This is a genomic window from Mycobacterium sp. SP-6446, assembly GCF_001954045.1.
Classification (GTDB): Bacteria; Actinomycetota; Actinomycetes; order Mycobacteriales; family Mycobacteriaceae; genus Mycobacterium.
The window spans coordinates 17,213-37,981 of sequence record NZ_MBEM01000064.1 but is presented as its reverse complement, the minus strand read 5'-3'; the positions used below and the strand labels follow the sequence as shown (position 1 = coordinate 37,981).

General features: G+C 68.1%; 23 protein-coding genes. 12 read left to right on the top strand and 11 right to left on the bottom strand.

Annotated elements, in window-relative coordinates; all coding sequences use genetic code 11:
* Positions 1-27 precede the first annotated feature (27 nt).
* The gene (locus tag A5736_RS04740) at positions 28-1,146 is read left to right on the top strand and encodes an epoxide hydrolase family protein (protein WP_076122426.1); all 1,119 of its coding nucleotides are present in this window, start codon (positions 28-30) and stop codon (positions 1,144-1,146) included.
* 4 nt (positions 1,147-1,150) lie between these two features.
* On the opposite strand, the gene A5736_RS04735 is transcribed toward A5736_RS04740, so the two are convergent.
* Together A5736_RS04735 and A5736_RS04730 are read right to left on the bottom strand one after the other, a co-directional pair.
* Positions 1,151-1,546 (bottom strand): VOC family protein, encoded by a 396-nt coding sequence (locus A5736_RS04735; protein WP_076244788.1) that lies wholly within the window; start codon positions 1,544-1,546, stop codon positions 1,151-1,153.
* Positions 1,547-1,561: 15 nt separating this feature from the next.
* Positions 1,562-2,377 carry an oxygenase MpaB family protein gene (locus A5736_RS04730; protein WP_076244786.1) on the bottom strand — a complete coding sequence of 272 codons (816 nt, stop codon included), beginning with the start codon at positions 2,375-2,377 and terminating at the stop codon, positions 1,562-1,564.
* A 52-nt stretch (positions 2,378-2,429) separates the two neighbouring features.
* Here A5736_RS04730 and A5736_RS04725 point away from each other — a divergent pair, with 52 nt between their 5' ends.
* Positions 2,430-3,395, top strand: coding sequence for a cobalamin biosynthesis protein (locus tag A5736_RS04725; protein ID WP_076244784.1), 966 nt, complete (start codon positions 2,430-2,432; stop codon positions 3,393-3,395).
* 28 nt (positions 3,396-3,423) lie between these two features.
* On the opposite strand, the gene A5736_RS04720 is transcribed toward A5736_RS04725, so the two are convergent.
* The 3 genes from A5736_RS04720 to A5736_RS04710 are packed head-to-tail and all read right to left on the bottom strand — an operon-like array spanning position 3,424 to position 5,406.
* A complete protein-coding gene (locus A5736_RS04720) occupies positions 3,424-4,245 on the bottom strand; it encodes an SURF1 family protein (RefSeq protein ID WP_076244782.1) in 822 nt (273 codons plus the stop codon).
* On the bottom strand, positions 4,245-4,736 hold the full coding sequence (locus A5736_RS04715) for a low molecular weight protein-tyrosine-phosphatase (RefSeq protein ID WP_076244781.1): 492 nt from the start codon (positions 4,734-4,736) through the stop codon (positions 4,245-4,247). Before A5736_RS04715 ends, A5736_RS04720 begins: the two co-directional genes overlap by 1 nt.
* Positions 4,729-5,406 carry an HAD-IA family hydrolase gene (locus tag A5736_RS04710; RefSeq protein WP_175611186.1) on the bottom strand — a complete coding sequence of 226 codons (678 nt, stop codon included), beginning with the start codon at positions 5,404-5,406 and terminating at the stop codon, positions 4,729-4,731. The genes A5736_RS04715 and A5736_RS04710 overlap by 8 nt, the downstream gene beginning before the upstream one ends.
* A gap of 82 nt (positions 5,407-5,488) precedes the next feature.
* On the opposite strand from A5736_RS04710, the gene cobC reads away from it, so the two are divergent.
* From cobC to A5736_RS04685, 5 genes are read left to right on the top strand one after another with little or no spacing between them, the layout of a single operon-like run.
* On the top strand, positions 5,489-6,520 hold the full coding sequence (gene cobC / locus A5736_RS04705) for an Rv2231c family pyridoxal phosphate-dependent protein CobC (protein WP_076244779.1): 1,032 nt from the start codon (positions 5,489-5,491) through the stop codon (positions 6,518-6,520).
* Positions 6,517-7,644, top strand: a complete 1,128-nt coding sequence (locus A5736_RS04700; RefSeq protein ID WP_076244778.1) for a Nif3-like dinuclear metal center hexameric protein — start codon at positions 6,517-6,519, stop codon at positions 7,642-7,644. Before cobC ends, A5736_RS04700 begins: the two co-directional genes overlap by 4 nt.
* Positions 7,641-8,378, top strand: coding sequence for a zinc ribbon domain-containing protein (locus A5736_RS04695; RefSeq protein ID WP_076244776.1), 738 nt, complete (start codon positions 7,641-7,643; stop codon positions 8,376-8,378). Before A5736_RS04700 ends, A5736_RS04695 begins: the two co-directional genes overlap by 4 nt.
* Complete coding sequence (locus tag A5736_RS04690; protein WP_076244775.1) at positions 8,375-9,484, top strand: bifunctional RNase H/acid phosphatase; 1,110 nt, start codon at positions 8,375-8,377, stop codon at positions 9,482-9,484. Before A5736_RS04695 ends, A5736_RS04690 begins: the two co-directional genes overlap by 4 nt.
* A 30-nt stretch (positions 9,485-9,514) precedes the next feature.
* Entirely contained in the window at positions 9,515-10,096 is a 582-nt protein-coding gene (locus tag A5736_RS04685) for a TetR-like C-terminal domain-containing protein (protein ID WP_076122276.1), read from the top strand.
* Here A5736_RS04685 and A5736_RS04680 read toward each other — a convergent pair whose 3' ends face one another.
* Genes A5736_RS04680 through A5736_RS04670 form a run of 3 tightly spaced genes read right to left on the bottom strand, consistent with a single transcriptional unit; the run spans position 10,097 to position 14,238 of the window.
* Positions 10,097-11,317: a cytochrome P450 gene (locus tag A5736_RS04680; protein WP_076244773.1), complete on the bottom strand. Its 1,221-nt coding sequence runs from the start codon at positions 11,315-11,317 to the stop codon at positions 10,097-10,099.
* Positions 11,314-13,035, bottom strand: a complete 1,722-nt coding sequence (locus A5736_RS04675) for an amidohydrolase family protein (protein WP_076244772.1) — start codon at positions 13,033-13,035, stop codon at positions 11,314-11,316. The genes A5736_RS04680 and A5736_RS04675 overlap by 4 nt, the downstream gene beginning before the upstream one ends.
* Positions 13,036-13,044: 9 nt before the next feature.
* On the bottom strand, positions 13,045-14,238 hold the full coding sequence (locus tag A5736_RS04670) for an amidohydrolase family protein (RefSeq protein WP_076244770.1): 1,194 nt from the start codon (positions 14,236-14,238) through the stop codon (positions 13,045-13,047).
* 185 nt (positions 14,239-14,423) lie between these two features.
* Here A5736_RS04670 and A5736_RS04665 point away from each other — a divergent pair, with 185 nt between their 5' ends.
* A complete protein-coding gene (locus A5736_RS04665) occupies positions 14,424-15,047 on the top strand; it encodes an FHA domain-containing protein (RefSeq protein WP_076122272.1) in 624 nt (207 codons plus the stop codon).
* A 29-nt stretch (positions 15,048-15,076) separates the two neighbouring features.
* Here the strand turns inward: A5736_RS04665 and A5736_RS04660 are convergent, their stop codons facing one another.
* Positions 15,077-15,838: an RNA polymerase sigma factor gene (locus A5736_RS04660; protein ID WP_076122271.1), complete on the bottom strand. Its 762-nt coding sequence runs from the start codon at positions 15,836-15,838 to the stop codon at positions 15,077-15,079.
* A gap of 251 nt (positions 15,839-16,089) precedes the next feature.
* Between A5736_RS04660 and A5736_RS25535 the strand changes: the two genes are divergently transcribed.
* The 4 genes from A5736_RS25535 (at position 16,090) to A5736_RS04645 (ending at position 17,461) form a co-directional block, all read left to right on the top strand.
* Positions 16,090-16,335, top strand: a complete 246-nt coding sequence (locus A5736_RS25535; RefSeq protein WP_083667149.1) for a hypothetical protein — start codon at positions 16,090-16,092, stop codon at positions 16,333-16,335.
* Entirely contained in the window at positions 16,332-16,643 is a 312-nt protein-coding gene (locus A5736_RS25530) for a hypothetical protein (RefSeq protein WP_083667147.1), read from the top strand. Before A5736_RS25535 ends, A5736_RS25530 begins: the two co-directional genes overlap by 4 nt.
* A 118-nt stretch (positions 16,644-16,761) precedes the next feature.
* Positions 16,762-17,238, top strand: coding sequence for a CAP domain-containing protein (locus A5736_RS04650; RefSeq protein ID WP_175611185.1), 477 nt, complete (start codon positions 16,762-16,764; stop codon positions 17,236-17,238).
* Positions 17,239-17,260: 22 nt separating this feature from the next.
* Positions 17,261-17,461 carry a hypothetical protein gene (locus tag A5736_RS04645; protein ID WP_076122269.1) on the top strand — a complete coding sequence of 67 codons (201 nt, stop codon included), beginning with the start codon at positions 17,261-17,263 and terminating at the stop codon, positions 17,459-17,461.
* Positions 17,462-17,464: 3 nt separating this feature from the next.
* Here the strand turns inward: A5736_RS04645 and A5736_RS04640 are convergent, their stop codons facing one another.
* Entirely contained in the window at positions 17,465-18,997 is a 1,533-nt protein-coding gene (locus tag A5736_RS04640) for a molybdopterin-dependent oxidoreductase (RefSeq protein ID WP_254848281.1), read from the bottom strand.
* Positions 18,998-19,058: 61 nt separating this feature from the next.
* Positions 19,059-20,672: an LCP family protein gene (locus A5736_RS04635; protein WP_076244769.1), complete on the bottom strand. Its 1,614-nt coding sequence runs from the start codon at positions 20,670-20,672 to the stop codon at positions 19,059-19,061.
* Between the last annotated feature and the right edge of the window lie 97 nt (positions 20,673-20,769).

The following is a 20,769-nucleotide window of genomic DNA, read 5'->3' as shown; positions in this document are numbered from 1 at the left end:
TTGGCGAGCGTGCGGCACTATGAACGGGTGAAGCCGTTTCGCATCGACGTTTCCGATGACGTTCTCGACGATCTGCGATCCCGTTTGGCGCGCACCCGGTGGCCCGAAGCCGAGTGCGTGGACGACTGGAGCCAGGGCATCCCGCTGGCCTACACCCGCGAGCTCGCCGGCTACTGGGCCAACGAATACGACTGGCGGTCGCGCGAGGCCGCGCTCAACCGCTTCGATCAATTCGTCACCGAGATCGACGGGCTGGACATCCATTTCATCCACCAACGGTCCCCGCACGAGGACGCCTTTCCGTTGGTGATCACGCATGGGTGGCCGGGCTCAATTGTGGAGTTTCACAAGGTGATTGAGCCGCTGACGAATCCGGCGTCGGGACGCACCGAGGACGCCTTTCACGTTGTCTGCCCGTCACTTCCGGGATACGGGTTCTCGGGTAAGCCCACCCGCACCGGGTGGGGTGTGGAGAAGATCGCCGCGGCGTGGGAGACGCTGATGGGCACCCTCGGCTACGACCGCTACGGCGCGCAGGGCGGCGACTGGGGTGCGGCCGTCACGAATCAGATCGGCCGAAACGGCGGCCACTGCGTGGCCATTCACCTCAACATGCCGCTCGGAAGGCCCACGGCCGAAGCGATGGCGAACCCCACCGAGGAGGAGAAGGCGGCGATGGCCGCCCTGGCCGAGCACCGCAAGTGGGGCACCGGCTATTCCAAGCAGCAGTCCACCCGGCCGCAGACGCTGGGCTACGGGCTGGTCGATTCGCCGGCGGGGCAGCTGGCGTGGATCGTCGAGAAGTTCTGGGCCTGGTCGGATTGCGACGGGCATCCGGAGAACGCGTTCAGCCGCGACGAGCTACTCGACAACGTGATGGTGTACTGGGTGACCGAGACCGCCGCCTCCTCGGCGCGACTGTATTGGGAGAGCTTTCGGGTCTGGGGACAAATAGACCGCGTCGAATTGCCAACCGGCGTAGCGGCTTTCCCTCATGAGCTGCTGAAGGCGCCGCGAAGCTGGTGCGAGCCGGTCTACAACATCACCCACTGGACCGACATGCCGCGCGGCGGGCATTTCGCAGCGTTCGAACAACCGGAGCTGTTCGTCGACGACCTGCGCGCGTTCTTTGCGACGGTGCGCTGACGGGTTACCCCGGAAGCGCGAAGAATTCCAACGCGATGCCGTCGGGGTCGCGGAAACTCAGGCCCGAGCCGTACTCCGCATCCACGATGCCGCCGTGCTCGATCCCGAGCTCGTCCAGCCGCTTGACCCAGTCCTCGAGCTCGGCGCGATTGGCGCAGCCGAAGGCGACATGGTCGAGGCCGACGCGATGTTCGCTGAACTTCTCATCGGGGGCCGGGCGGTCGTGCTGGTGGAGGCCGAACCCCGTGCCGCCGTCGAGCAACCACACCTGATGCCGGTAGCCGGCGTCGTCGTGCTCGTCGGTGAGGGGGTCAGAGCCGAGAAGGCGGCGGTACCAGGGACTGCTGACTTCGAGGTCGCGCACCGTGACCGCGACATGGTTGAGTGCGGGGAAGGGCATGGGCTGACTCTAGCCCTAGACGATGCGGCGGCCGCGTCGTGCGCGAGATCGCATGTCCCGCAAGTAGAGCTGGTAGCCGAAGATCCACGCCCGGTGCGGAATCAATCGGTCGGCCAGCCGTAGGGCTGCCAGTAGCCATTCGAATCGGCGCTGCTGGCCCTCCGACCAGTCCAGCTTCATCATCGCCCGAAACTCGGGGGCCAGAAATCCCGTCGTCGCGAACAGATTGAGTGGCCCCGCCAGCGCCCGCACCGGCCAGGGCAGGAAGGCCATCGACGCCACCCCGCGCAGATGCTCGCGCACCGGCGGGTCGATGCGCAGTTCGTCGAGCGAGCGTTTCCAGTACTCGTCGAACGCGACCCGGTCCGGAGGCCACATGCGCTCGGGCACCTGCAGCGTGGTGCCCAGCCGCTTGGCGTCGCGGTAGACGGTGTCGGCGGTGGCGTCGTCGAGCCGGCCGTGCAGAAACTCGTGCTGGTCGATGAAATAGCGGTACAGACACGCCGCCACCCACAGCTGCAACTTGGGGTCAAACGCGTTGTAGGACACCGGGCTTGACGGCGTCGACCGCACTTGCCGGTGTGCGACGTCGACGGCGCCGCGGATCAGCGCCCGGTCGGCCTCGGTACCAATGGTCGCCACCGCCAGGTAGGTGCCGGTGGTCCGGGCCCGCTTGAACGGATGCTTGTAGACGTTGCCGCTGTCCACCGGGCTTTCCAGCACGCCGTAACCGACGCCCGGCAGGGCCAGCTGCATGATCACATTGGCGGCCGGTAACAGCATCGCCGCGGGATTCAGTAGGTCGGCGATCCGGGTCGCGGGCCGCTTCATCGCGGAACTCGCCTCATGCAATCGAGTAGACCACGTGTGAGACGCTGCCGGAATGGTTGCGATTCGGACCCGCGTCGCCGGCGTGCTGGCCGGCTACCTGGCCGACCTCGCGCTGAGCGACCCGCAGCGGCGGCATCCGGTCGCGCTGTTCGGCACGGCGGCCGCGCGGGTGGAGCGCCTCACCTACCGCGACGCCAAGCTCGCGGGCGCGCTGCACGTGGGCCTGATGGTCGGCGCCGCAACGCTGCTCGGCGCGACGGTCGAGAGGGCCGCGGTGCGCCTGGGCGGGCCGTGGCCGATCGCCGCCACCGCCGCGGCGACCTGGATATCGCTGGGCGGAACGTCGTTGGCGCGCACCGGCACGGCGATGTCGCGGCTGCTGGAACGCGACGATCTCGAGGGCGCGCGACGGTTGTTGCCGTCGCTGTGCGGGCGCGATCCGGCGGCGCTGGACGGCCCGGGTCTGACGCGCGCGGCGCTGGAATCGGTCGCGGAAAACACGTCCGACGCCGAGGTGGCGCCGCTGCTGTGGGCGACGGCGGGCGGCGTGCCCGCGGTGCTGGCCTACCGCGCCGCCAACACCTTGGATTCGATGATCGGCCACCGCTCCCCGCGCTATATCCGCTTCGGTTGGGCCGCAGCGCGATTGGACGATGTTGCCAACTACGTCGCTGCTCGGGTGACCGCCGCGCTGGTGGCGTTGTGCGCGCCGCTGGTCAGCGGGTCGACGGTGGGTGCGCTGCGGGCCTGGCGCCGCGACGCGGCCCGTCATCCCAGCCCCAACGCCGGGGTGGTCGAGGCGTCGTTCGCCGGGGCGCTGCGCGTGCGGCTCGGCGGGCCCACCCAGTACCGCCATGAGCTGCAGATACGTCCCACCCTGGGCGACGGCCCGCAGCCTACGGTCGCCGACCTGCGGCGCGCGGTGACCCTGTCTCGGGCAGTGCAGACGGCCACGGCCCTACTCGGATGTCTGTTTTGGGCATCGAGTGTGCATCAGCGGCGTCGAGTGTGTACGTAGGGCGCCCTCAGCGCACACTGAAAAGTGTTTAGCGCCGGCGGCCGTAGCGGTCGGCGAGTTTTTCCTCGACGGTCGTGGGGCTGTCGGAGCTTTCAGCGACGGGCGCCTGTTTTTCCGCGCGCCGGGCCCGAATCTCGGAATACGCGAAATATCCCAGCCCGATCGGCGCCAGGATGCCGAACAAAATCCATTGAATGCCGTACGACAGAAACGGCCCGGCGTCCAGGCGCGGCACGCCGACCACGCCGAGCCCGCCGGGTTGGTTGTCAACCAATTGCAGATACGAGCCGGCCAGCGGAACTTTGGTCAGCGCCGAAACCTGTTGGGTATTAATCGAATACACCTGCTCGAAGCCGTCTCTGGTGAAGGGGTCTTTGCCCTGCACCAGGGGCTCCGAATCGCGCAGGCGCGCCGTGATGGTCACGGTCTCCGCCGGCGGCCGCGGGATCGGCGGTACATGCGAACCCTCCTCGGGTCGCACATAGCCGCGATCCACCAGGACGGTGGGTCCGTCGTCGACGACGAACGGCACCAGCACCTCGAATGCCTGCTCGGCCTCGACGACCCGCAGCCGGGCCAGCACCGCAACATCCGCCAGATAGTGGCCGGTTGCCGTCACCCTGCGCCATTGCGCATCCGGGGCCGACGAATCCTGTTGCGGTAACAATGTTTTCAACGGAACGGGGGCGGTGTTGAGGGAATACTCGATTTGGTGGTTTTCCCGCGACGTGCGGGTGTTCTTTCCCAGCTGCCACGGCGCGAGCACCATGAAGCACAGGTAGGTGAAGGCGATCACCACCAGGGCCAGCACAATCCAGCCGGGCCGCAGCAAGTACGCCAAGCGGGGCATCAACCATGCCCGCTTCGCGCCAGTTGCTCGTCGACCCACTCGTGCAGGCCGGGCAGGGCGGCTTCGATGACGGCAAAGACTTCTTCGAAGTCCGCGTGGTCGCCGTAATAGGGATCCTCCACGTCCGGCACATAGGCCCCCGAGCGTGGGTCGAACGACCGCAGCAGTCGGATCCGGCTCTCGTCGACTCCCAGCTGCTGCAGCATCCAGACGTGGTTGCGGCCCAGCGCCACCACCAGGTCGGCCGCCGAGTGGTCGGTGCCGAATTGCGCGGCGCAGTGATCGGTGGAATAGCCGTGCGCCCGCAGCACCCGGGCGGCTCGCTCGTCGGCGCAGCTGCCGATGTGCCAGTCGCCGGTGCCCGCGCTGGTCACCCGCACCGCGTCACCCAGACCGCGTCGCCGCAGCTGCTCGGCGAACATCTTCTCGGCCATCGGAGAGCGGCAGATGTTGCCCGTGCAGACGAAGGTCACGTGCAGCGGTTTAGACACCCAGCGCCCTCCGCAGCTCGGCGATGGTGGCGGCGTGCGTCACGCCGACGGCGGGCGCGCCCGTTTCCGCGAAGTCGGCCCGCCCGTAGCCCCAGCCGACCACCACGGCGTCGATCCCGTGTGCGGCCGCCCCGTCCACGTCGTGGCTGCGGTCGCCGACCATCAGCACCCGATCGGGCAGCGGCCGCAGCTGCTCCAGCGCGTGCGCCAGCACCTCCTCCTTCGTCTTGCGGGATCCGTCGGGACTGGCACCGGCGATGACGTCGAAATACCGGTCGAGCTCGAAATGGGCGAGGATGCGCCGCGCCGTCGGTTCCAGCTTCGAGGTGGCCACCGCCAGCCGGACGCCCGCGGAGTGCAGATCGGCCAACAGGGTGGCAATCCCGTCGAACAGCGTGTTCATCGCCCAGCCCCGGGCGCCGTACTCGGCGCGGAAGGCCGCGATCGCCGCGTCGGCGTGCTCGCCGAGTTCCATCGCGTGGAACGTGTCGTCCATCGGCGGCCCGACGATCTGCGCGGCCAGGTCGCCCTCGGGCACCGGGGCGCCGATGTGGCTGAGCGCGTGCAGGAAGCTCGCGACGATCCCTTCGGCGGAGTCGGTGAGGGTGCCGTCGAGATCGAAGATCACCAGCTGCGGCGCCGCGTAATCGGCCGGGACTGTGCCTGTCACGTCACCATTGTCCTAGATAGGCATGCCGTGCTGTGACGGTGTTCCCGCCACGCTCCCGCGGCGGCGCACTAATGTTTCAGTGATGGCGAGTCTGGATCCGAGCCCGCTTGGTGCCGGGCGCTACCACGGTGATCAGGCCGCCGCGCCGGGGATGCTGGATTTCGCCGTCAACGTTCGTCACGCGCAACCGCCGGAATGGCTGATACGGCGGCTTACTGCGCGGCTGCCGGATCTGGCGCGCTACCCCGGCATCGAGGACCTGCACGCGGCGCAAGACGCCGTCGCCGAGCGCCATGGCCGGGTCCGCGACGAGGTGCTGCCGCTGGCCGGTGCGGCGGAGGGGTTCGCGTTGCTGCCCAACCTGCGTCCGGCGCGGGCGGTGATCGTCGCGCCGTCGTTCACCGAGCCGGCGGTGGCGCTGACCGCGGCCGGGGTGCCGGTGCGTCACGTCGTGCTCGATCCGCCGTTCGGCTTGGATGGGGTGTTCGTCCCCGACGACGCCGACCTGGTGGTGGTGGGCAATCCGACCAATCCCACCTCGGTGCTGCACACGCGCGAGCGGCTGCTGGCGTTGCGCCGGCCCGGGCGAATTCTGGTGATCGACGAGGCGTTCGCCGACTCGGTTCCGGGCGAGCCGGAATCGCTGGCCGGCGACGCGCTGCCCGACGTGGTGGTGCTGCGCAGCCTGACCAAGTCCTGGGCGCTGGCCGGATTGCGAGTGGGATACGCCCTCGGCCCACCGGAGGTGTTGGCGCGGCTGACCGCCCGGCGTGCGCACTGGCCGGTCGGCACGCTGCAGCTGACCGCCATTGCTGCCTGCTGCGCGGCGGAAGCCGTCGCCGACGCGACCGCCGATGCGCTGCGGCTGGCGCGGCTGCGTTCGCAGATGGTGGCCGGCCTGGCATCGGTGGGCGCCGAGGTGGTCGACGGCCGGGCGCCGTTCGTGCTGTTCCGTCGGCCGGATGCGGTCGCACTGCGAAAGCATCTGCACCACAAGGGGATTGCGATACGCCGCTGCGATACCTTCGTGGGCCTGGGCGAGGAGTATCTGCGGGCGGCGGTGCGTCCCGAATGGCCGCGGTTGGTCGAGACGATCGACGAGGTGCGGCCGTGAGCGTGCGGCTGGCCGATGTCATCGAGGTGCTGGACGAGGCCTACCCGCCGCGGCTTGCCCAGCCGTGGGATTCGGTCGGCCTGGTGTGCGGCGACCCCGACGAGGCGCTGGGCTCGGTGACCGTCGCCGTCGATGCCACGCGAGAGGTGGTCGACGAAGTTCCCGACGCCGGCCTGCTGCTGGCCCATCACCCGCTGCTGTTGCGCGGAGTCGACACGGTCGCGACCAGCACGCCGAAGGGGGCACTGGTGCACCGGCTGATCCGAAGCGGGCGTTCGCTGTTCACCGCGCACACCAATGCCGACTCGGCGTCACCGGGCGTGTCGGACGCGCTGGCCGACGCGCTTGGCCTGACCGTCGAGGGCGTGCTCGAGCCATTGTCGGTGACGGGGGATCTCGACAAGTGGGTCATCTACGTGCCGCGCGAGAACGCGGACGCGGTGCGGGCGGCGGTGTTCGACGCGGGCGCCGGCCACATCGGCGACTACTCGCACTGCAGCTGGAGCGTCAGCGGCATCGGGCAGTTCCTGCCGCACGACGGGGCGACACCCGCCGTGGGCAGCGTCGGCACCGTCGAGCGGGTGGACGAGGACCGGTTCGAGGTCGTCGCGCCCGCGCGTGCCCGCGCGGCGGTGCTGGCGGCGATGCGCGCCGCCCACCCGTACGAGGAGCCCGCGTTCGACATCTTCGCGCTGGTGCCCCCGCCCGGCGACGCCGGGTTGGGCCGCATCGGCACGCTGCCACAACCGGAACCGTTGCGCGCCTTCGTCTCCCGCGTCGCCGGGGCGCTGCCGCAGACGTCCTGGGGTGTGCGCGCCGCGGGGGACCCCGACATGGCGGTGACGCGGGTCGCAGTGTGCGGCGGCGCAGGAGACTCACTGTTGGCGACCGCGGCGGGCGCGGGAGTGCAGGCCTATGTCACCGCCGACCTGCGGCATCATCCGGCCGACGAGCATCGCCGGGCCTCGGACGTCGCGCTGATCGACGTCGCGCATTGGGCCAGCGAATTCCCGTGGTGCGAGCAGGCCGCCGACTTGCTGCGGTCCCGTTTCGGTGCGGAGTTGCCGGTGCGGGTGAGCACCCTGCGCACCGACCCGTGGAATCTTGGGGGAGATGGTTCATGAAAGCCGAAGTAGCGCAGCAGCTTTCACTACTCGAGTTGTCGAAGCTGGACGCCGAGCTGTCCCGCATCGCGCACCGTGCGTCCCATCTGCCGCAGCGGGAGGCGTATGCGCGGATGCAGTCCGAGCACGACGCCGCCAGTGACCGGCTGGCCACTATGCGAATCGCGGTGGAGGACTTGGACGCCCAGGTCTCGCGGCTCGAGTCCGAGATCGACGCCGTACGCCAGCGCGAAGACCGCGACCGCGCATTGCTCAAGTCGGGTGCGGCCGACGCGAAGCAATTGTCGGATCTGCAGCACGAATTGGAGACCCTGGTGCGGCGCCAGACCAGCCTGGAGGATTCGCTGCTGGAGGTGATGGAGCGCCGCGAGGAGTTGCAGGGCCAGCTGGCCACCGAGCAGCGGGCGATCGAGGCGTTGCAGGCCGACCTGGTCAGCGTCCAGCGGGAACTGGATGCTGAGCTGGCCGAAATAGACGAGGCCCGCCAGCAACATTCGTCGCGGCGCGACACGTTGACCGCGGCGCTGGACCCCGCGCTGTCCGCGCTCTACGAGCGACAGCGCGCTGGGGGCGGGCCGGGTGCCGGGCCGTTGCTCGGTCACCGCTGCGGCGCCTGCCGGATCGAGATCGGGCGCGGTGAGCTGTCCCGCATCTCGGCCGCCGCCGAGGACGAACTGGTGCGGTGCCCGGAATGCGGTGCGATCCTGTTGCGGATCAAGGGATTCGAGCAGTGAAAGTCGTCATCGAAGCCGACGGCGGGTCGCGTGGCAATCCCGGGCCGGCCGGATACGGCGCGGTGGTGCTGGCCGAAGACCGCTCCGCGGTGCTCGCCGAGACCAAGCAGGCTATCGGCCGGGCGACCAACAACGTCGCCGAATACCGGGCCCTGATAGCCGGTTTGGACGACGCCGCGAAGCTGGGGGCCACCGAGGCCGCCGTCTTCATGGATTCCAAGCTGGTGGTCGAACAGATGTCGGGGCGGTGGAAAGTCAAACACCCCGACCTCATCGAGCTGCACGCCCAGGCCCGAAAGCTGGCGTCGCGGTTCGAACGGATCAGCTACACGTGGGTCCCGCGCGCCCGCAACACCCATGCGGACCGGTTGGCCAACGAGGCGATGGACGCCGCGGCCGGCATCGAATCCGAAGAGCCGACGCCGCCGGTTGTTGAACCCGCGAAAACCGTTACGGCCCAAGCTCCGACGGCGCCGGGATGGACCGGCGCCCGCGGCACCCCGACCCGCCTGCTGTTGTTGCGGCACGGGCAGACCGAGCTGTCGGTGGAGCGCCGATATTCGGGCCGGGGCAACCCGGCGCTGACCGAGGTGGGGCGGCAGCAGGCGCAGGCCGCGGCGCGATATTTGGCGGAGCGCGGCGGGATAGCCGCCGTGCTGTCGTCCCCGCTGCAACGCGCCTACGACACGGCGGCGACCGCCGCCAAGGCGCTGGGCCTGGATGTCACCGTCGACGACGATTTGATCGAGACCGACTTCGGGGCCTGGGAGGGGCTCACGTTCGCCGAGGCCTCCCAACATGATCCGGAGCTGCATCGGCGCTGGTTGCGTGACACCAGCACTCTGCCCCCAGATGGCGAGAGCTTCGACGGCGTGCTGGATCGGGTGTGCCGGGTGCGGGACCGGATCGTCGCGGCGCACGAGGGCGCGACGGTGCTGGTGGTGTCGCATGTGACGCCTATCAAGATGCTGCTGCGTCTCGCCCTGGACGCGGGGCCCAGCGTTTTGTATCGGCTGCACCTTGACCTGGCGTCGTTGAGCATCGCCGAGTTCTATTCCGATGGCGCATCTTCGGTGCGACTGGTGAACCAGACAGGTTATCTTTAGCGGGGCAACCATCCGGTTAAGGAGACATCGATGGAGCCGTCTCAGCCACCCGACGAACCCGTGCCCGCGGACCTCCGGGCGCGGGTGATGCCGGCGGTGCTCGACGAGATGGCCCGCTGGGGCGTCGAGCGCTTCAGCATCGAGGCTCTCGCCGAGCGTCACCACCTCGACGCGGCGATGATCTATCGCTACTGGGGCGATCGGCAACGACTGATCGTCGATATGGTTCTGGCCGATGTCGAGGGCTTGCGCGCGACGACGGATACCGGCTCGTTGCGCGGAGACCTGATGGCGCTGGCGCAGGCCATGACAACGCAGCTGAATACCGAGGTCGGCCGCACCTTCCTGCGGTCGCTGGTCATGGACCGTCGGGTACATCATGACGGGGATACCCGAGCGATGCTGTGGCGGGAACGTTTCGGCGTGGTACGTGCGGTCGTCGATCGCGCGAAGGAGCGGGGCGAGTTGCGCGGGGGAGTCAACACGCTCGCCGCTGTCCAGATGGTCCTTGCGCCGCTCTACATCGTTGCTCTCTACACCGATGACCCCATCGACGAGCGTTACAGTGCTGCCATTGCCGACACGGCATGGCATGGGCTGGCGCGCAAATAGCTACCTTTTAGCCGGCGTGAACTCGGCGGGCAGCGTCGCCGGCGATCGAAACGCCACCCCCACGACGCGTGGTGTCGGAGCGCTCGAATCGAGCCGCAGGTCCGGCAGCCGATCCAGCAGCGCGTTGATGGCCACAATCGCTTCCATCCGCGCCAGATGCATGCCCAGACACAGATGGGGGCCGCCGCCGAACGTCAGGTGCGCGATGTTCCTGCGGGTGGGATCGAATCGGTCCGGGTCCGGGTAGCGCGCCGGATCCCGATTGGCGGCCGCGACACTGACGCTCACGTGCGTGCCCGCCGGGATCGCGACCCCGCCCAGCTCGCAGTCCCGGATTGCCCGTCGCACCACCGTGGTGATCGGCGGCTCCCAGCGCAACGCTTCCTCGAAAGCGCCGCGGAGCATGCCGCGATCCGCCCGTAGCGCATCCATCAGCGCCGGCTGCGTGAGCAGCGCGACCAGTAGGTTGCCGGACGCCCGGTAGGTGGTCTCGACGCCCGCGGGCAGGATCAGCAGCAGGAACGCGAAGATCTCGTCGTCGGTGAGGCGCGCGCCGTCGATCTCCGACTCCGCCAGCGTGCTGATCAGGTCGTCCTGTGGGCGGCGCCGCCGCGCGGCGAGGACCTCCCCGAAATAGGCCTTGAGCGAGGCAGATGCGGCGAGCCCGCGATCCCAGTCGTAGACCACGTTGAGCAACTCGATCGACAGTCGCTGGAATCGCAGGTAGTCCTCCCGCGGCAGGCCCATGATCCGCGCGATGACCTGGACGGGAAAAGCGAAGGTGAATTCGCGGGCCAGCTCGGCCCGCCCGCGTGGCGCGAACCGGTCGATCAGCTCGTGGACCACCACCTCCACCAGCTCGCTGCGCCATCGCTCCAGCAGCACCGTGCGGAACGACGGCGAGACCAGGGCCCGGCTGGCCCGATGTTCGGCTCCCTCGAGTTCGAGCAGGGTGCGGCCCATGACCGGGCCCATGATCTGGTCGTAGATCGACGACGAGAAGGTGCCGGGATGCGTGAGCACGGTCTGGCATTCGTCGTAGCCCAGCACGGTTACCCCGAGCTCGCCAACCTGCCCGGAACTGGTCTCCCCGAAGGGATTTCCGCACATCACGCGGTGCCGCTCACGGGCCTCGCGCAGCCGCTCGTGCACGTTTTCGATCTGCATGAGCAGCCCGGTCTGCAGCTCGGCCGGGTCGAATTCTTCGGTCACGTGGCTCATGAGGCCGTGACCGTCTCGGTGTCACGCCCGGAGCGCAGCACGGTGCCGGGCATGGCACCGGTGGCGGCGCCGTCGTGGCATACCTCGACACCGCCGACGAGCACCGAGCTGATGCCGTGGGCGTCGGCAACGAGCCGGGGCGCTCCCGAGGGCAGGTCGTAACGGGTGCGCTCGGGTCCGTGGTCGACGGTCGCGGGATCGAACATCACCAGGTCGGCGTGCCAGCCGGGCGCGATTCGGCCGCGTTCGGTCAGCCCGTAGAACCGGGCCGGCACGTCGGTGATCAACCGAACGGCTTCCTCGAGCGTCACCACCTGGTGTTCGCGGACGCCGCGGCCCAGCAGCGCCGTCGTGTAGATCGCCCCGCACATCATGTCCAGGTGGGCTCCGGCGTCCGAGCCGCCGATCACCGCGCCCGGGTGGCGCCACACCTGGGCGCGCAAGCGCCAGTCCGCCCCGTCGTCGCCCGTCAGCGGCGGGCTGAGGCCGGTGCGAAGCTCGTCGGCGATCACGATGTCCAGCAACGTGTCGAAGGGCTCACCACTGCGAGCGGCGGCCACCTCGCCGACGCTGCGACCCGTCGCATCGGCGTTCTCGGCGGCGAACGTCTCGACGATGATCAGCCGATCCCATTGCGCCAGGCCGCGCAGCATACCCGCCTCCTTCGATGCGGCGCCGTCGGCCAGCCGGCGACGCACCTGCGGATCGGCAAGTGCGGCAAGGCGTTCCGGCACGGGCAGATGCATCGTGTCGCGCCAGCCCGGCAGCCCGTCGAGCACGAAGCCGGACAGGAACGACAGCCGAATCTTCATCGCTTGCGGCAGGGTCAGCGCCACCACCCGGCCGCCGCGTTGAGCCGCGGCCTCGTAGGCCCGCAACTGCCTCTCGTGCCCGTCCGGGTTCGCCGCCGACACGCCCAGCAGGTTCCAATTCAGCGGCCGGTCGGCGGCTTTCGACATATCGGTGAGCAGCGCGATGTCGTCGTCGGTGAAGCCCGACAGGCAGCCGGCGATGATCGCCTCAAGGGTGGTCCCGGGATGGTCGCGCAGGCCGGCCGCCAGTGTCACCAGCTCGTCGCGCGACGCGCCACGCGACGGCACCGGCTGGCCCGCGCCGTCGTTGTGGGTAGGCGACTGGCTTGTGGAAAGTCCGAGCGCGCCGGCGGCCAGCGCGTCGTGCAGCACCGCGACCATGTTCTCGATCTGCTCGGGCGTGGCCTCGCCGCCGACGGCGTCGTCGCCCATCGCCGCCAGCCGCAGCGCCGAGTGACCGACCAGAAAGCCGGCGTTGATGGCGATGCGTCCGTCGAGGCGACCGAGCCAGTCGCCGAAAGATGCCCAGCCCCAGTCGAGCCCCGCCCGGAGCGCGTCCAGCGGCATCCCCTCCACCCGCGCGAGCATGCGGGTGAGGTAGTCGTGTTGGTCGGATGCCGCGGGCGCCAGCGTGAATCCGCAGTTGCCGCCGAAGACCGTGGTGACCCCGTGCTGCACCGACGGGCTCGCGGTCGGGTCCCAGAACAGCTGTGCGTCGTAGTGGGTGTGCAGGTCGACGAAGCCCGGCGCGAGCGTCTGCCCTTGGGCGGCAACGGTTTTCGCTGCCAGATCGTCGACCTCACCGACGGCGACGATCCGCCCGTTGCGGACGCCGACGTCGCCGTGGCGGGCCGGTGCGCCGGTGCCGTCGACGATCTCGGCGTCGTGAATCAACAAGTCGAGCATTGGGGCCTCCTACACTGCCGCGGCCAGCCACCCGTCGTCGGGAAGCGGGTGGCGGAACAGCTGTGCCGCGTTGCGATGGGTGATCCGGGCCGCATCGTCCGCCGAGAGGCCGGCGACGTTGCGCGCCACGACTTGTTGGGTGTCGGGCCAGGTGGAGTCAGCGTGCGGATAGTCGCTCTCAACGAGGATCCGCTCGGTCCCGATCGCGTCGAGCGCGCCGAACGCGTGCGGGTCGTCGATCGAGCAGAACCAGAAGTTGCGGCGCAGCACCTCGCTGGGCAGCAGGTCGCCCTGCCACGCTCCGCCCTCATGCCCCGAAGCCGAGTGCGCCAGAACGTAATCGGCCCGGTCGCCGAGCATGGCCGCCCAGCCCAGTCCGCCCTCGGCCAGCGTGAAGTTCAGTCGCGGAAACCGCACCGGGATGCCGGACCACAGCATGTCCGCGCAGGCGACCAGCCCGTTGACCGGGAACAGCGTGGTGATGGTCTCGAATGGGGTGTCCGGGGCGGGAATCGGCGCCCATTGTGCCGAACCCGTATGCAGGCATACGACCGTGTTCGTCTCCTCGCAGGCGGCGAAGAAGGGATCCCAGACGCCGCTGTGCAGGCTGGGGATGCCGCATTGCGCGGGCAGCTCGGGGAAGCTCACCGCCTTGAACCCGCGCGCGGCGTTGCGGCGTATCTCCTCGGGCGCCAGCTGCGGGTCGGCGAGCCACGGCAGCTGCAGCGGGATGATCCGCTCGGGGTAGCTGCCGGCCCACACCTCGAGGTGCCAGTCGTTCCAGGCCCGCAGCGTCGCCAGCCCCAGCTCCAGATCGTCACTCTTCCAGAACACCGTCCCGGCGAACCCCGCGATCAGGGACGGGAAGTTCAACGACGCCCAGATGCCCGCGAGGTCCATGTCGGCGATGCGGGCGTCGATATCCCAACAGCCGCGCCGCATCTCGTCGAAGCGGGCGGCCTCCATGCTCCACTCCTCGTGGGGCCGTCCGATCACCGCGTTGAGCCCGATGTTCGGGTACTCGCGGTCCTCGTAGCGCCACACCTGGCGCCCGTCGTCGGTCTCGACGACTTGCGGTGCGCGGTCGGCCAACGCGGCGGGAAGCCGGCCCACGAACATGTCGGGTGGCTCGATGACGTGGTCGTCGACCGAGATCACCACGTGCTGTCGCCGCCGTGGATCTGGGTCTGGCAGCAGCGCCATACCTGATGACTATGGTCGGTTTTTGCCCGCTGTCAATGCTATCTATGCAATCAATGCAAAGTTGCCGCCGCGGGCGTCGAGGCCTGGGCTTTGCGTGGTCGTCCAGGGCGCGGATTGGGCCATTTTGGCGCCCTTAGCGCATGAGCGAGCTCGTGAGCGTCAGAATGGGCTGATAGGAGGTCTGTATGTCTTCCCATTTGGAAGTCTGGAAACCATCCGGACGGGAGCTCATCGCGCTGAGCGGTCAACGAGTGACCCTCGGCAAGGCCTTAACCAACGCCGTGGCGCTCGAACATGACCCGACGGTGTCGCGCGTACACGCCGTCCTGGAGAATTTCGGGCAGGCTTGGTCCGTGCGGGACCTGGGTAGCCGCAACGGCACCTACGTCAACGGCGAAAAAATCGCCGCGGAACGCATCCTGCGGTCGGGCGACGAACTTCGGCTCGGCAGTTCGCGGTTGGTCTTTTGGATGGGCGCCGAAGCTGACGAAGCACCGCATGATCAAGAAACGGAAACCGGTAAATCCATCCTGCGACCGCCGCGCATGACGCCGCGCGAACTCGAGGTCCTCAAGGTCCTATGTCGTCCCTTCGTCTCTGATGATCCTTTTCCTGAGCCGGCGTCGGTTCGTCGGATGGCCCAGGAGCTATTCGTGACCGAGGCGGCGGTCAAGCAACATCTGCAGCACCTGTACGACAAGTTCGGCATCACCCCCGAGGGGGATCGCCGGGTCCGGCTGGCCAACGCGGCCATCCGGCTGGGGGCCGTAAACCGCACCATGCTGCGTGATCGCCGTCCGCAGCGATAGTGAGCGCGGGAAGCCTGGTCGGGGCGTCATCAGCACACCTTTTCGAGCACCCCGCCGCCCAGCATGGCGACGGCGTTGAGGACACGGCGGCGGTATTCGTCGCATGTGTCGCACGAGTCGACATGGCGCGCAATGCGTTTCCGCATCAGGACCGTGAACTGTTGGTCCCAGCCGGCCAGGTCCGCGGCGAGCTGCGGGCACCCGTTCTGGGCGGCGCGCCGGGCTACCAACAGCGCACCCAATGAGCGTTGGACGGTGTCGCGCAGCCGCTGCAGGAGTTTCTTGGCCGAGTCGTAGCTGATGCCCAGCGTGTGCGCGAGGTCGATGACGGTCATCCCGCGGCGGTAGACAAGCTCCAGCACGTGGCGGTCGCGCTCGGACAGACCCTCGGCCGCACGCGCGACCAGTTGAGCGAGCTCATTCTGGGCCGTCAACGTGAACGGCCCCGGGCCGGTCGCCGCGTCGTCGGGCAACTCGTCGAACGCGCGTTCGCGGCGGCGTTCGGACAACACCCGCAGCGCCCTGCGCCGGGCGATGGCATAGAGCCACGGGCGCAGCTTCTCCGCGTCACGCAGCTTCGGCAACTCAGCCGCGGCGATGCAGAAGACCTCTTGCACGCAGTCGGAGGCCGTGTGGTGATCGCGCAACATCCCGGCGCAATAGGCGTGCAGCGGTCCGGCATAACGGTTGTAGAGACCCGCCAACGCCGCACGATCGCCGGCTGCGGCAGCGCGGGCGAGTTCGGCGTCGCTGAGGATGTCGGTGTTGGGCGGTGCGGTCATCAATGTCATGACTGAAATGCTCGGCGATGCGCGATGGTTTGGTAATCACCCGCAAAGCCAGATTCCACTCCCGAAAGGGAAGGGTTTCCTATCCGTTTGGCAAGGGTCCAGGCGTCGAGTGTGCGGCCTGGGTCTCGGATGTGCGTCTAGGTCGCCCTCAGCGCACACTCGAGCAGCCGCTTCCGCCCAGTGGGACGGAAGCCCCAGCGTCTGGCGCCGGCGTGGAAAAATTCGGCGGGCGGCCCGCGGGAAGGAACGACATGACCGACCTCATCGATCCGACCAAGACTTTCCGGCTTATCGAAGAGCGGATCGCCAAGACGACCAATCCACGGCACCTGCTGATGCTTGAGCGGCTGCTGGATCACGCGAAGGGCGAGGCCGAGCAGGATCTCGACCGCGTGATGTCAACGTTGACCCCGAACCCGCGTTACATCGCGTGGGGCGCACCCGCCGCCCGGTGGGGCGACAAGCGGTTCGGACCTTCTACGAGGACACGATCGTGAAAGGCGGCCAGTGGCACCTCGAGTTCGATATGGACCGAATCGTCGTCGACGACGACACGATCGTCACCGAAGGCTGTTTCCGCTCCCTCTACTACGGCGCTGACGCGGCATCAAGGGGCTTTCCCGTCGACGATCCAGACGGTTTCTACGTCCTGACCCTGCGCATGCTGATCGTGTGGCCGTTCGATGCCGAGGGCTTCATCGTCGGCGAGGAAACCTACAGCGCCATTACGACGCCCGACTTCCTGACGAAGGTCGAGGCATCCGCGGTACCGCAGAAGTTCCGCGATTTCGTCGGCGCGCGCTGAAAGCGCCTCTCGAAACTTCGCGCCGATTCTCGACATCGGCGATTCCCGACATTTCATTGTCGAAAGTCGATAGCATTTGTTTGCTATACAACGAAGCGAGCGCGTGGCAAGAGGCAACATGACGAGGAAAGTCACGATCGTCGCCGCCTTCTCGATCTGCACTGTCTGCACTACGGCGCTCGGCACAGTTGCTGGTTCTGCCGCGCGCGCGGACGACTCGGGGGCGGCGGTGTACAGCGGCGTCAGCCGGATTCGCCAGACATGCGGGGCGCTCGGTGATGACCCGCGCTTGACGGTCGCGGCGCAGCGTCACGCCGACGACATGCTGAAAAGCGGTGTGGGCGGCCATATCGGATCGGACGGCTCGTCACCGCAGGTGCGTATCACCGACGCGGGCTACCGGCCCACCTACACCGGTGAGATCGTCTACTGGGGCACCGGATCCGCCGCGAACCCGAACCTGGCGCTGGACCTGTGGATGGAAAGTCCCGCGCACCGAGCGATCATCCTGAACTGCGCATTCACCGCGGCCGGCTTCGCCACCGCCTCGGACGGCAACAAGATGACCGCCGTCGGTGACTTCGCGGGCCCTTGAACCGTGGGCTTAGCATCCGTATATGAGAAGGACTTTCGTCGCCACGCTGGCGTTCGGGTTGATCGTCGCGCTGTTCGGGCTGATCTGGGCGCTGCAGGGATTCGGAGTGCTTGGCGGTAGCCCGATGAGCAACACCACGACCTGGTCCATCATCGGCCCGATCACCGTGCTGATCGGCCTCGTGATTGCGTTGTTCAGCTGGCGGAAACTCTCGTCGAAGTAATGCTTATGTCGCCGCCACGGTGAAATCCACCGTGTGCCAGCCGGTCGCGCCGTCCGGGACGGGACTAACCTGGTCCGCCGTCTGGGTAGCTCCGGTGTTGTCGGTGGCGCGCACGGTGATGGTATGTCTCCCAAGGCTTTTCGCCTGCCATGGGAAGCTCCACAGCCGCCACGTGTCGTTGGAATAGCTCGCGCCCTGTTGCGCGGGCTGCCATGCGCCATCGTCGATGCGGACCTCCACGGTCCGCACGCCGCGATTCTGCGCCCACGCGACACCGCCGAAAACCACCGGCCCCATCGGCACTTTCTGGCCGCCTCTCGGCACGTCGATCCGCGACTCGGTTTTGATGGGTGCGCGCGCTGCCCAGCCCTGCCGCGTCCAGTACGCCTGCGCCCTGTCGAAGCGGGTCAGCTCCATCTCGACGACCCACTTGGTCGCCGACACGTACCCGTAGAGCCCGGGTACCACCAGCCGGGCCGGGTAGCCATGCTCGATCGGTAGGGGCTGACCGTTGAGGCCAATCGCCAGCAGCGCGTCGCGGCCATCGGTGAGCGCCTGCACCGGCGTGCCCACGGTGAACCCGTCGATCGACGTCGAAAGCACCATATCGGCGTCCGCGTGCACGCCGGCCACCGCCAGCAGATCGGCCAACCGGTAGCCCGTCCACACGCCTGTCGAAATCAGATCGCCCCCAACGGGATTCGACACGCAGGTCAACGTCGTCACAGTTTCGACAACGTCGAAGCGGGCGAGGTCGTCGAAACTGTAGGTCGCCTCGTGGTCCACCATGCCGTGGATGTGCAGCCGCCAGTCGCCGTGGCTGAGTTGGGGGACGATGAGCGCGGTGTCCACCCGGTAAAAGTCGGCGCTGGCGGTGATAAAGCTCGGCAGCGCAACGCCGTTCGGTTGCACGTCGGCGGGTATCGGTGCCGACCGTACGCGTGGCCTGGGAAATGCGAAGGTGGTGCGGTCAGTGGCCACCGAATGCACCAACCGCGTGATGACCGCGCCCGCCACGCCACTGACCACTCCGAGTCCGAGAACTCCCAACGTGACGAACCTGCGCCTGCCGGTGTCCGGCTCGTCGCCGCTGTCTTCCGGTTCAGCCCAGAATCGACGGATGAGCAAGCGAAGGGTCGCCACACCGCAGGCGGCGCCCGCGACGGTGGGGATGGTGTCGAGCGCTGTCGCACCCGGGCGCGACAGCACCGCAATGCATCCGAGGACCCCGGCCGCGGCGATCACGGCGCTGCCGAACGGGCGGCGGCGGGTCTCGAGTGTGCCGGCGATTGCGGCGATCGCGGCGATCGCCACAAGCACGACGGCGGCCACGAAGAATTTGTCCTGAGAACCCAAGGCCTGAATGGCCGCCTCCTTGATGGACCCAGGTGTCAGGTCGATGGCCGCGGAGCCGATAGCGGCACGCGCATCGGCACGCGCACCGAACGGGATGCCCACCAGCTCGGCCACCCCTAGCGCGACGGACGCGGCGGCGACGCCAGCGAGCATCCGCGCATTGGACGGGCCGACGACCATCGACCCACTGTACTCGCACTCACCTCAACGACCCTGTGGTGAAAGGATCTTGGGGCCCTTGTCATTTCACACAGGGAATGCCATCGGTGGTCATGCGTGTGAGGTTGGTCGCCGCAGGTTCCTGCGTTCCTGTGCCGGTGGCCGGGACAGTGCTGACGGGCGCCGCGGAGGTGGTGGTCGGCGCTGCCGACGTGGGGTGGAAATTGTCAAATCTGGCGAAATCGGTCCCGACGGTCAGCCGCACCGTGTTGCGGGCGACGCCGTCGGATGCGGTGGCAGTTATGCCGAATTCATCGGCCAGCTCGGCGGCGGCGAGTTTCGCCCCCGGCCCGTAGGCGATGGTGCTCGTCTGGCTGGTGGAGTCCGCGGTGCTGACATTTCCCTTGCTGAAGTGCCCTGTGGCCAAGGCTATCTCGAGGTCCGCGGCCTCGCCTTGCCTGCCTGAGGCATTGACCACGTCGAGCGCGACGTCGCCGGCGGCCAGCGACGCGTCGTTGCCCGTTTGCCCCGTTGTGCCGAGGATGCTGGTCGAGGTGGCCGCCGACGGATCGGCGGCGACCAGGTTCTGCACAATGGAGCGCACCGCGGATACGTCAATAAAATTGACGAACGCACCGTTTGAGATTTCGCCGAAACCGGTGACCGGCAGCGTATAGAGCGAGACGGACCGGTTCTGGAACGCGGACGCGTCACGCGCGAGGTCGTCCAGGTCGAGGCCGGCGTCAACGGCGACGTTTTGCTTGGCGACCTCCAGCAGGCCGTGCAGTCGGATGGGGTCCGACAACGCTCCGCCGCGGCGCAGCGCACTGACCAGCGAGGCGATGAAGGCCTGCTGACGGCGGGTTCGATCGAGGTCGGTGAACATCGCGTCGTTGGCGTCGCGGCGTTGCCGGACGAACGCCATTGCCTGGGTCGCGTTGATCTGCTGGATGCCTCGATGAAAGTCCGCGCCGGAGTAATAGCGATCCGCGGTGTCTTCTTTCAGGCACACGGTGAGGGGTTCGACCACCCGCGCGATCTGAAAGAACCCGGCCAACGTGACCTCAATGAAGTGGTCGATCGGAATTTGCAGCAGACGCCTGACCGTGCCGATCTCCGCTTTGCGGCCCGCCTCGCGCGCCGCCTGTTCGTTCGCCGCGGAGTCCTGCCCTGCGGGCGAGGCGGCATCGGATTCCAGCTTGTAGGAGCCGCGCCCCTCCATCACGCGCTCGTAGGCGAGGCTGTAGGCCTCCTTGACCTTGCCGCGGCATTCCGAGGCCGGGCATCCAGCCAGATCGACATAGTCGTCCCGCGGGATTGAGATCGCCGTGGCCGGGCCGTCCCCGGCGGGCAAGTGCACGACGATGAGCGCATCGGCGTCGCCGTCAGCGGAGTCCTCGTTGCCTGCGTGCAGCGCGTCATAGATGTCGGGCGGCAGCGGCCGGCCGTGCTGGTCGCGACGGCTATCCAACCCCATGATCAGGATGTTCTGAGCACTTCCGGTCGACGCGGGTTCACCGGCCAATGCCTCGGATTTGGTGATGCCCGCCGATGCCCTGCGGTAGGTGATCCATCCGATGCCAATGGCGACGACCACGACGACCGCCGTCAGCGCGGCGAGCACCTTGGCGCCCAGGGCCCTCCCGTTTGAGCGATGTCGGCGCTGGTGTGTCGGTGAACGCGCTCGATCTGTCATGACCAGGCGAGAATAGCCAGGTCGCCGGGGTTCAAACCAGCGTTTGCCCAGGTGACGAGGCCGTACGCTCCGTTGACGAGCCATTTCTCACCTTGAT

What these genes read in the sequence shown, in the direction of transcription:
- A5736_RS04735 (WP_076244788.1), bottom strand. Translation starts at nt 1,546, where the DNA reads ATGCCCTTCCCCGCACTCAACCATGTCGCGGTCACGGTGCGCGACCTC.
- A5736_RS04730 (WP_076244786.1), bottom strand. Translation starts at nt 2,377, where the DNA reads ATGAAGCGGCCCGCGACCCGGATCGCCGACCTACTGAATCCCGCGGCG.
- A5736_RS04725 (WP_076244784.1), top strand. Translation starts at nt 2,430, where the DNA reads ATGGTTGCGATTCGGACCCGCGTCGCCGGCGTGCTGGCCGGCTACCTG.
- A5736_RS04665 (WP_076122272.1), top strand. Translation starts at nt 14,424, where the DNA reads ATGTCTTCCCATTTGGAAGTCTGGAAACCATCCGGACGGGAGCTCATC.
- A5736_RS04645 (WP_076122269.1), top strand. Translation starts at nt 17,261, where the DNA reads ATGAGAAGGACTTTCGTCGCCACGCTGGCGTTCGGGTTGATCGTCGCG.
- A5736_RS04720 (WP_076244782.1), bottom strand. Translation starts at nt 4,245, where the DNA reads ATGCCCCGCTTGGCGTACTTGCTGCGGCCCGGCTGGATTGTGCTGGCC.
- A5736_RS04650 (WP_175611185.1), top strand. Translation starts at nt 16,762, where the DNA reads ATGACGAGGAAAGTCACGATCGTCGCCGCCTTCTCGATCTGCACTGTC.
- cobC (WP_076244779.1), top strand. Translation starts at nt 5,489, where the DNA reads ATGGCGAGTCTGGATCCGAGCCCGCTTGGTGCCGGGCGCTACCACGGT.
- A5736_RS04680 (WP_076244773.1), bottom strand. Translation starts at nt 11,317, where the DNA reads ATGAGCCACGTGACCGAAGAATTCGACCCGGCCGAGCTGCAGACCGGG.
- A5736_RS04640 (WP_254848281.1), bottom strand. Translation starts at nt 18,997, where the DNA reads ATGGTCGTCGGCCCGTCCAATGCGCGGATGCTCGCTGGCGTCGCCGCC.
- A5736_RS04695 (WP_076244776.1), top strand. Translation starts at nt 7,641, where the DNA reads ATGAAAGCCGAAGTAGCGCAGCAGCTTTCACTACTCGAGTTGTCGAAG.
- A5736_RS04685 (WP_076122276.1), top strand. Translation starts at nt 9,515, where the DNA reads ATGGAGCCGTCTCAGCCACCCGACGAACCCGTGCCCGCGGACCTCCGG.
- A5736_RS04635 (WP_076244769.1), bottom strand. Translation starts at nt 20,672, where the DNA reads ATGACAGATCGAGCGCGTTCACCGACACACCAGCGCCGACATCGCTCA.
- A5736_RS25535 (WP_083667149.1), top strand. Translation starts at nt 16,090, where the DNA reads ATGACCGACCTCATCGATCCGACCAAGACTTTCCGGCTTATCGAAGAG.
- A5736_RS04675 (WP_076244772.1), bottom strand. Translation starts at nt 13,035, where the DNA reads ATGCTCGACTTGTTGATTCACGACGCCGAGATCGTCGACGGCACCGGC.
- A5736_RS04670 (WP_076244770.1), bottom strand. Translation starts at nt 14,238, where the DNA reads ATGGCGCTGCTGCCAGACCCAGATCCACGGCGGCGACAGCACGTGGTG.
- A5736_RS04660 (WP_076122271.1), bottom strand. Translation starts at nt 15,838, where the DNA reads ATGACATTGATGACCGCACCGCCCAACACCGACATCCTCAGCGACGCC.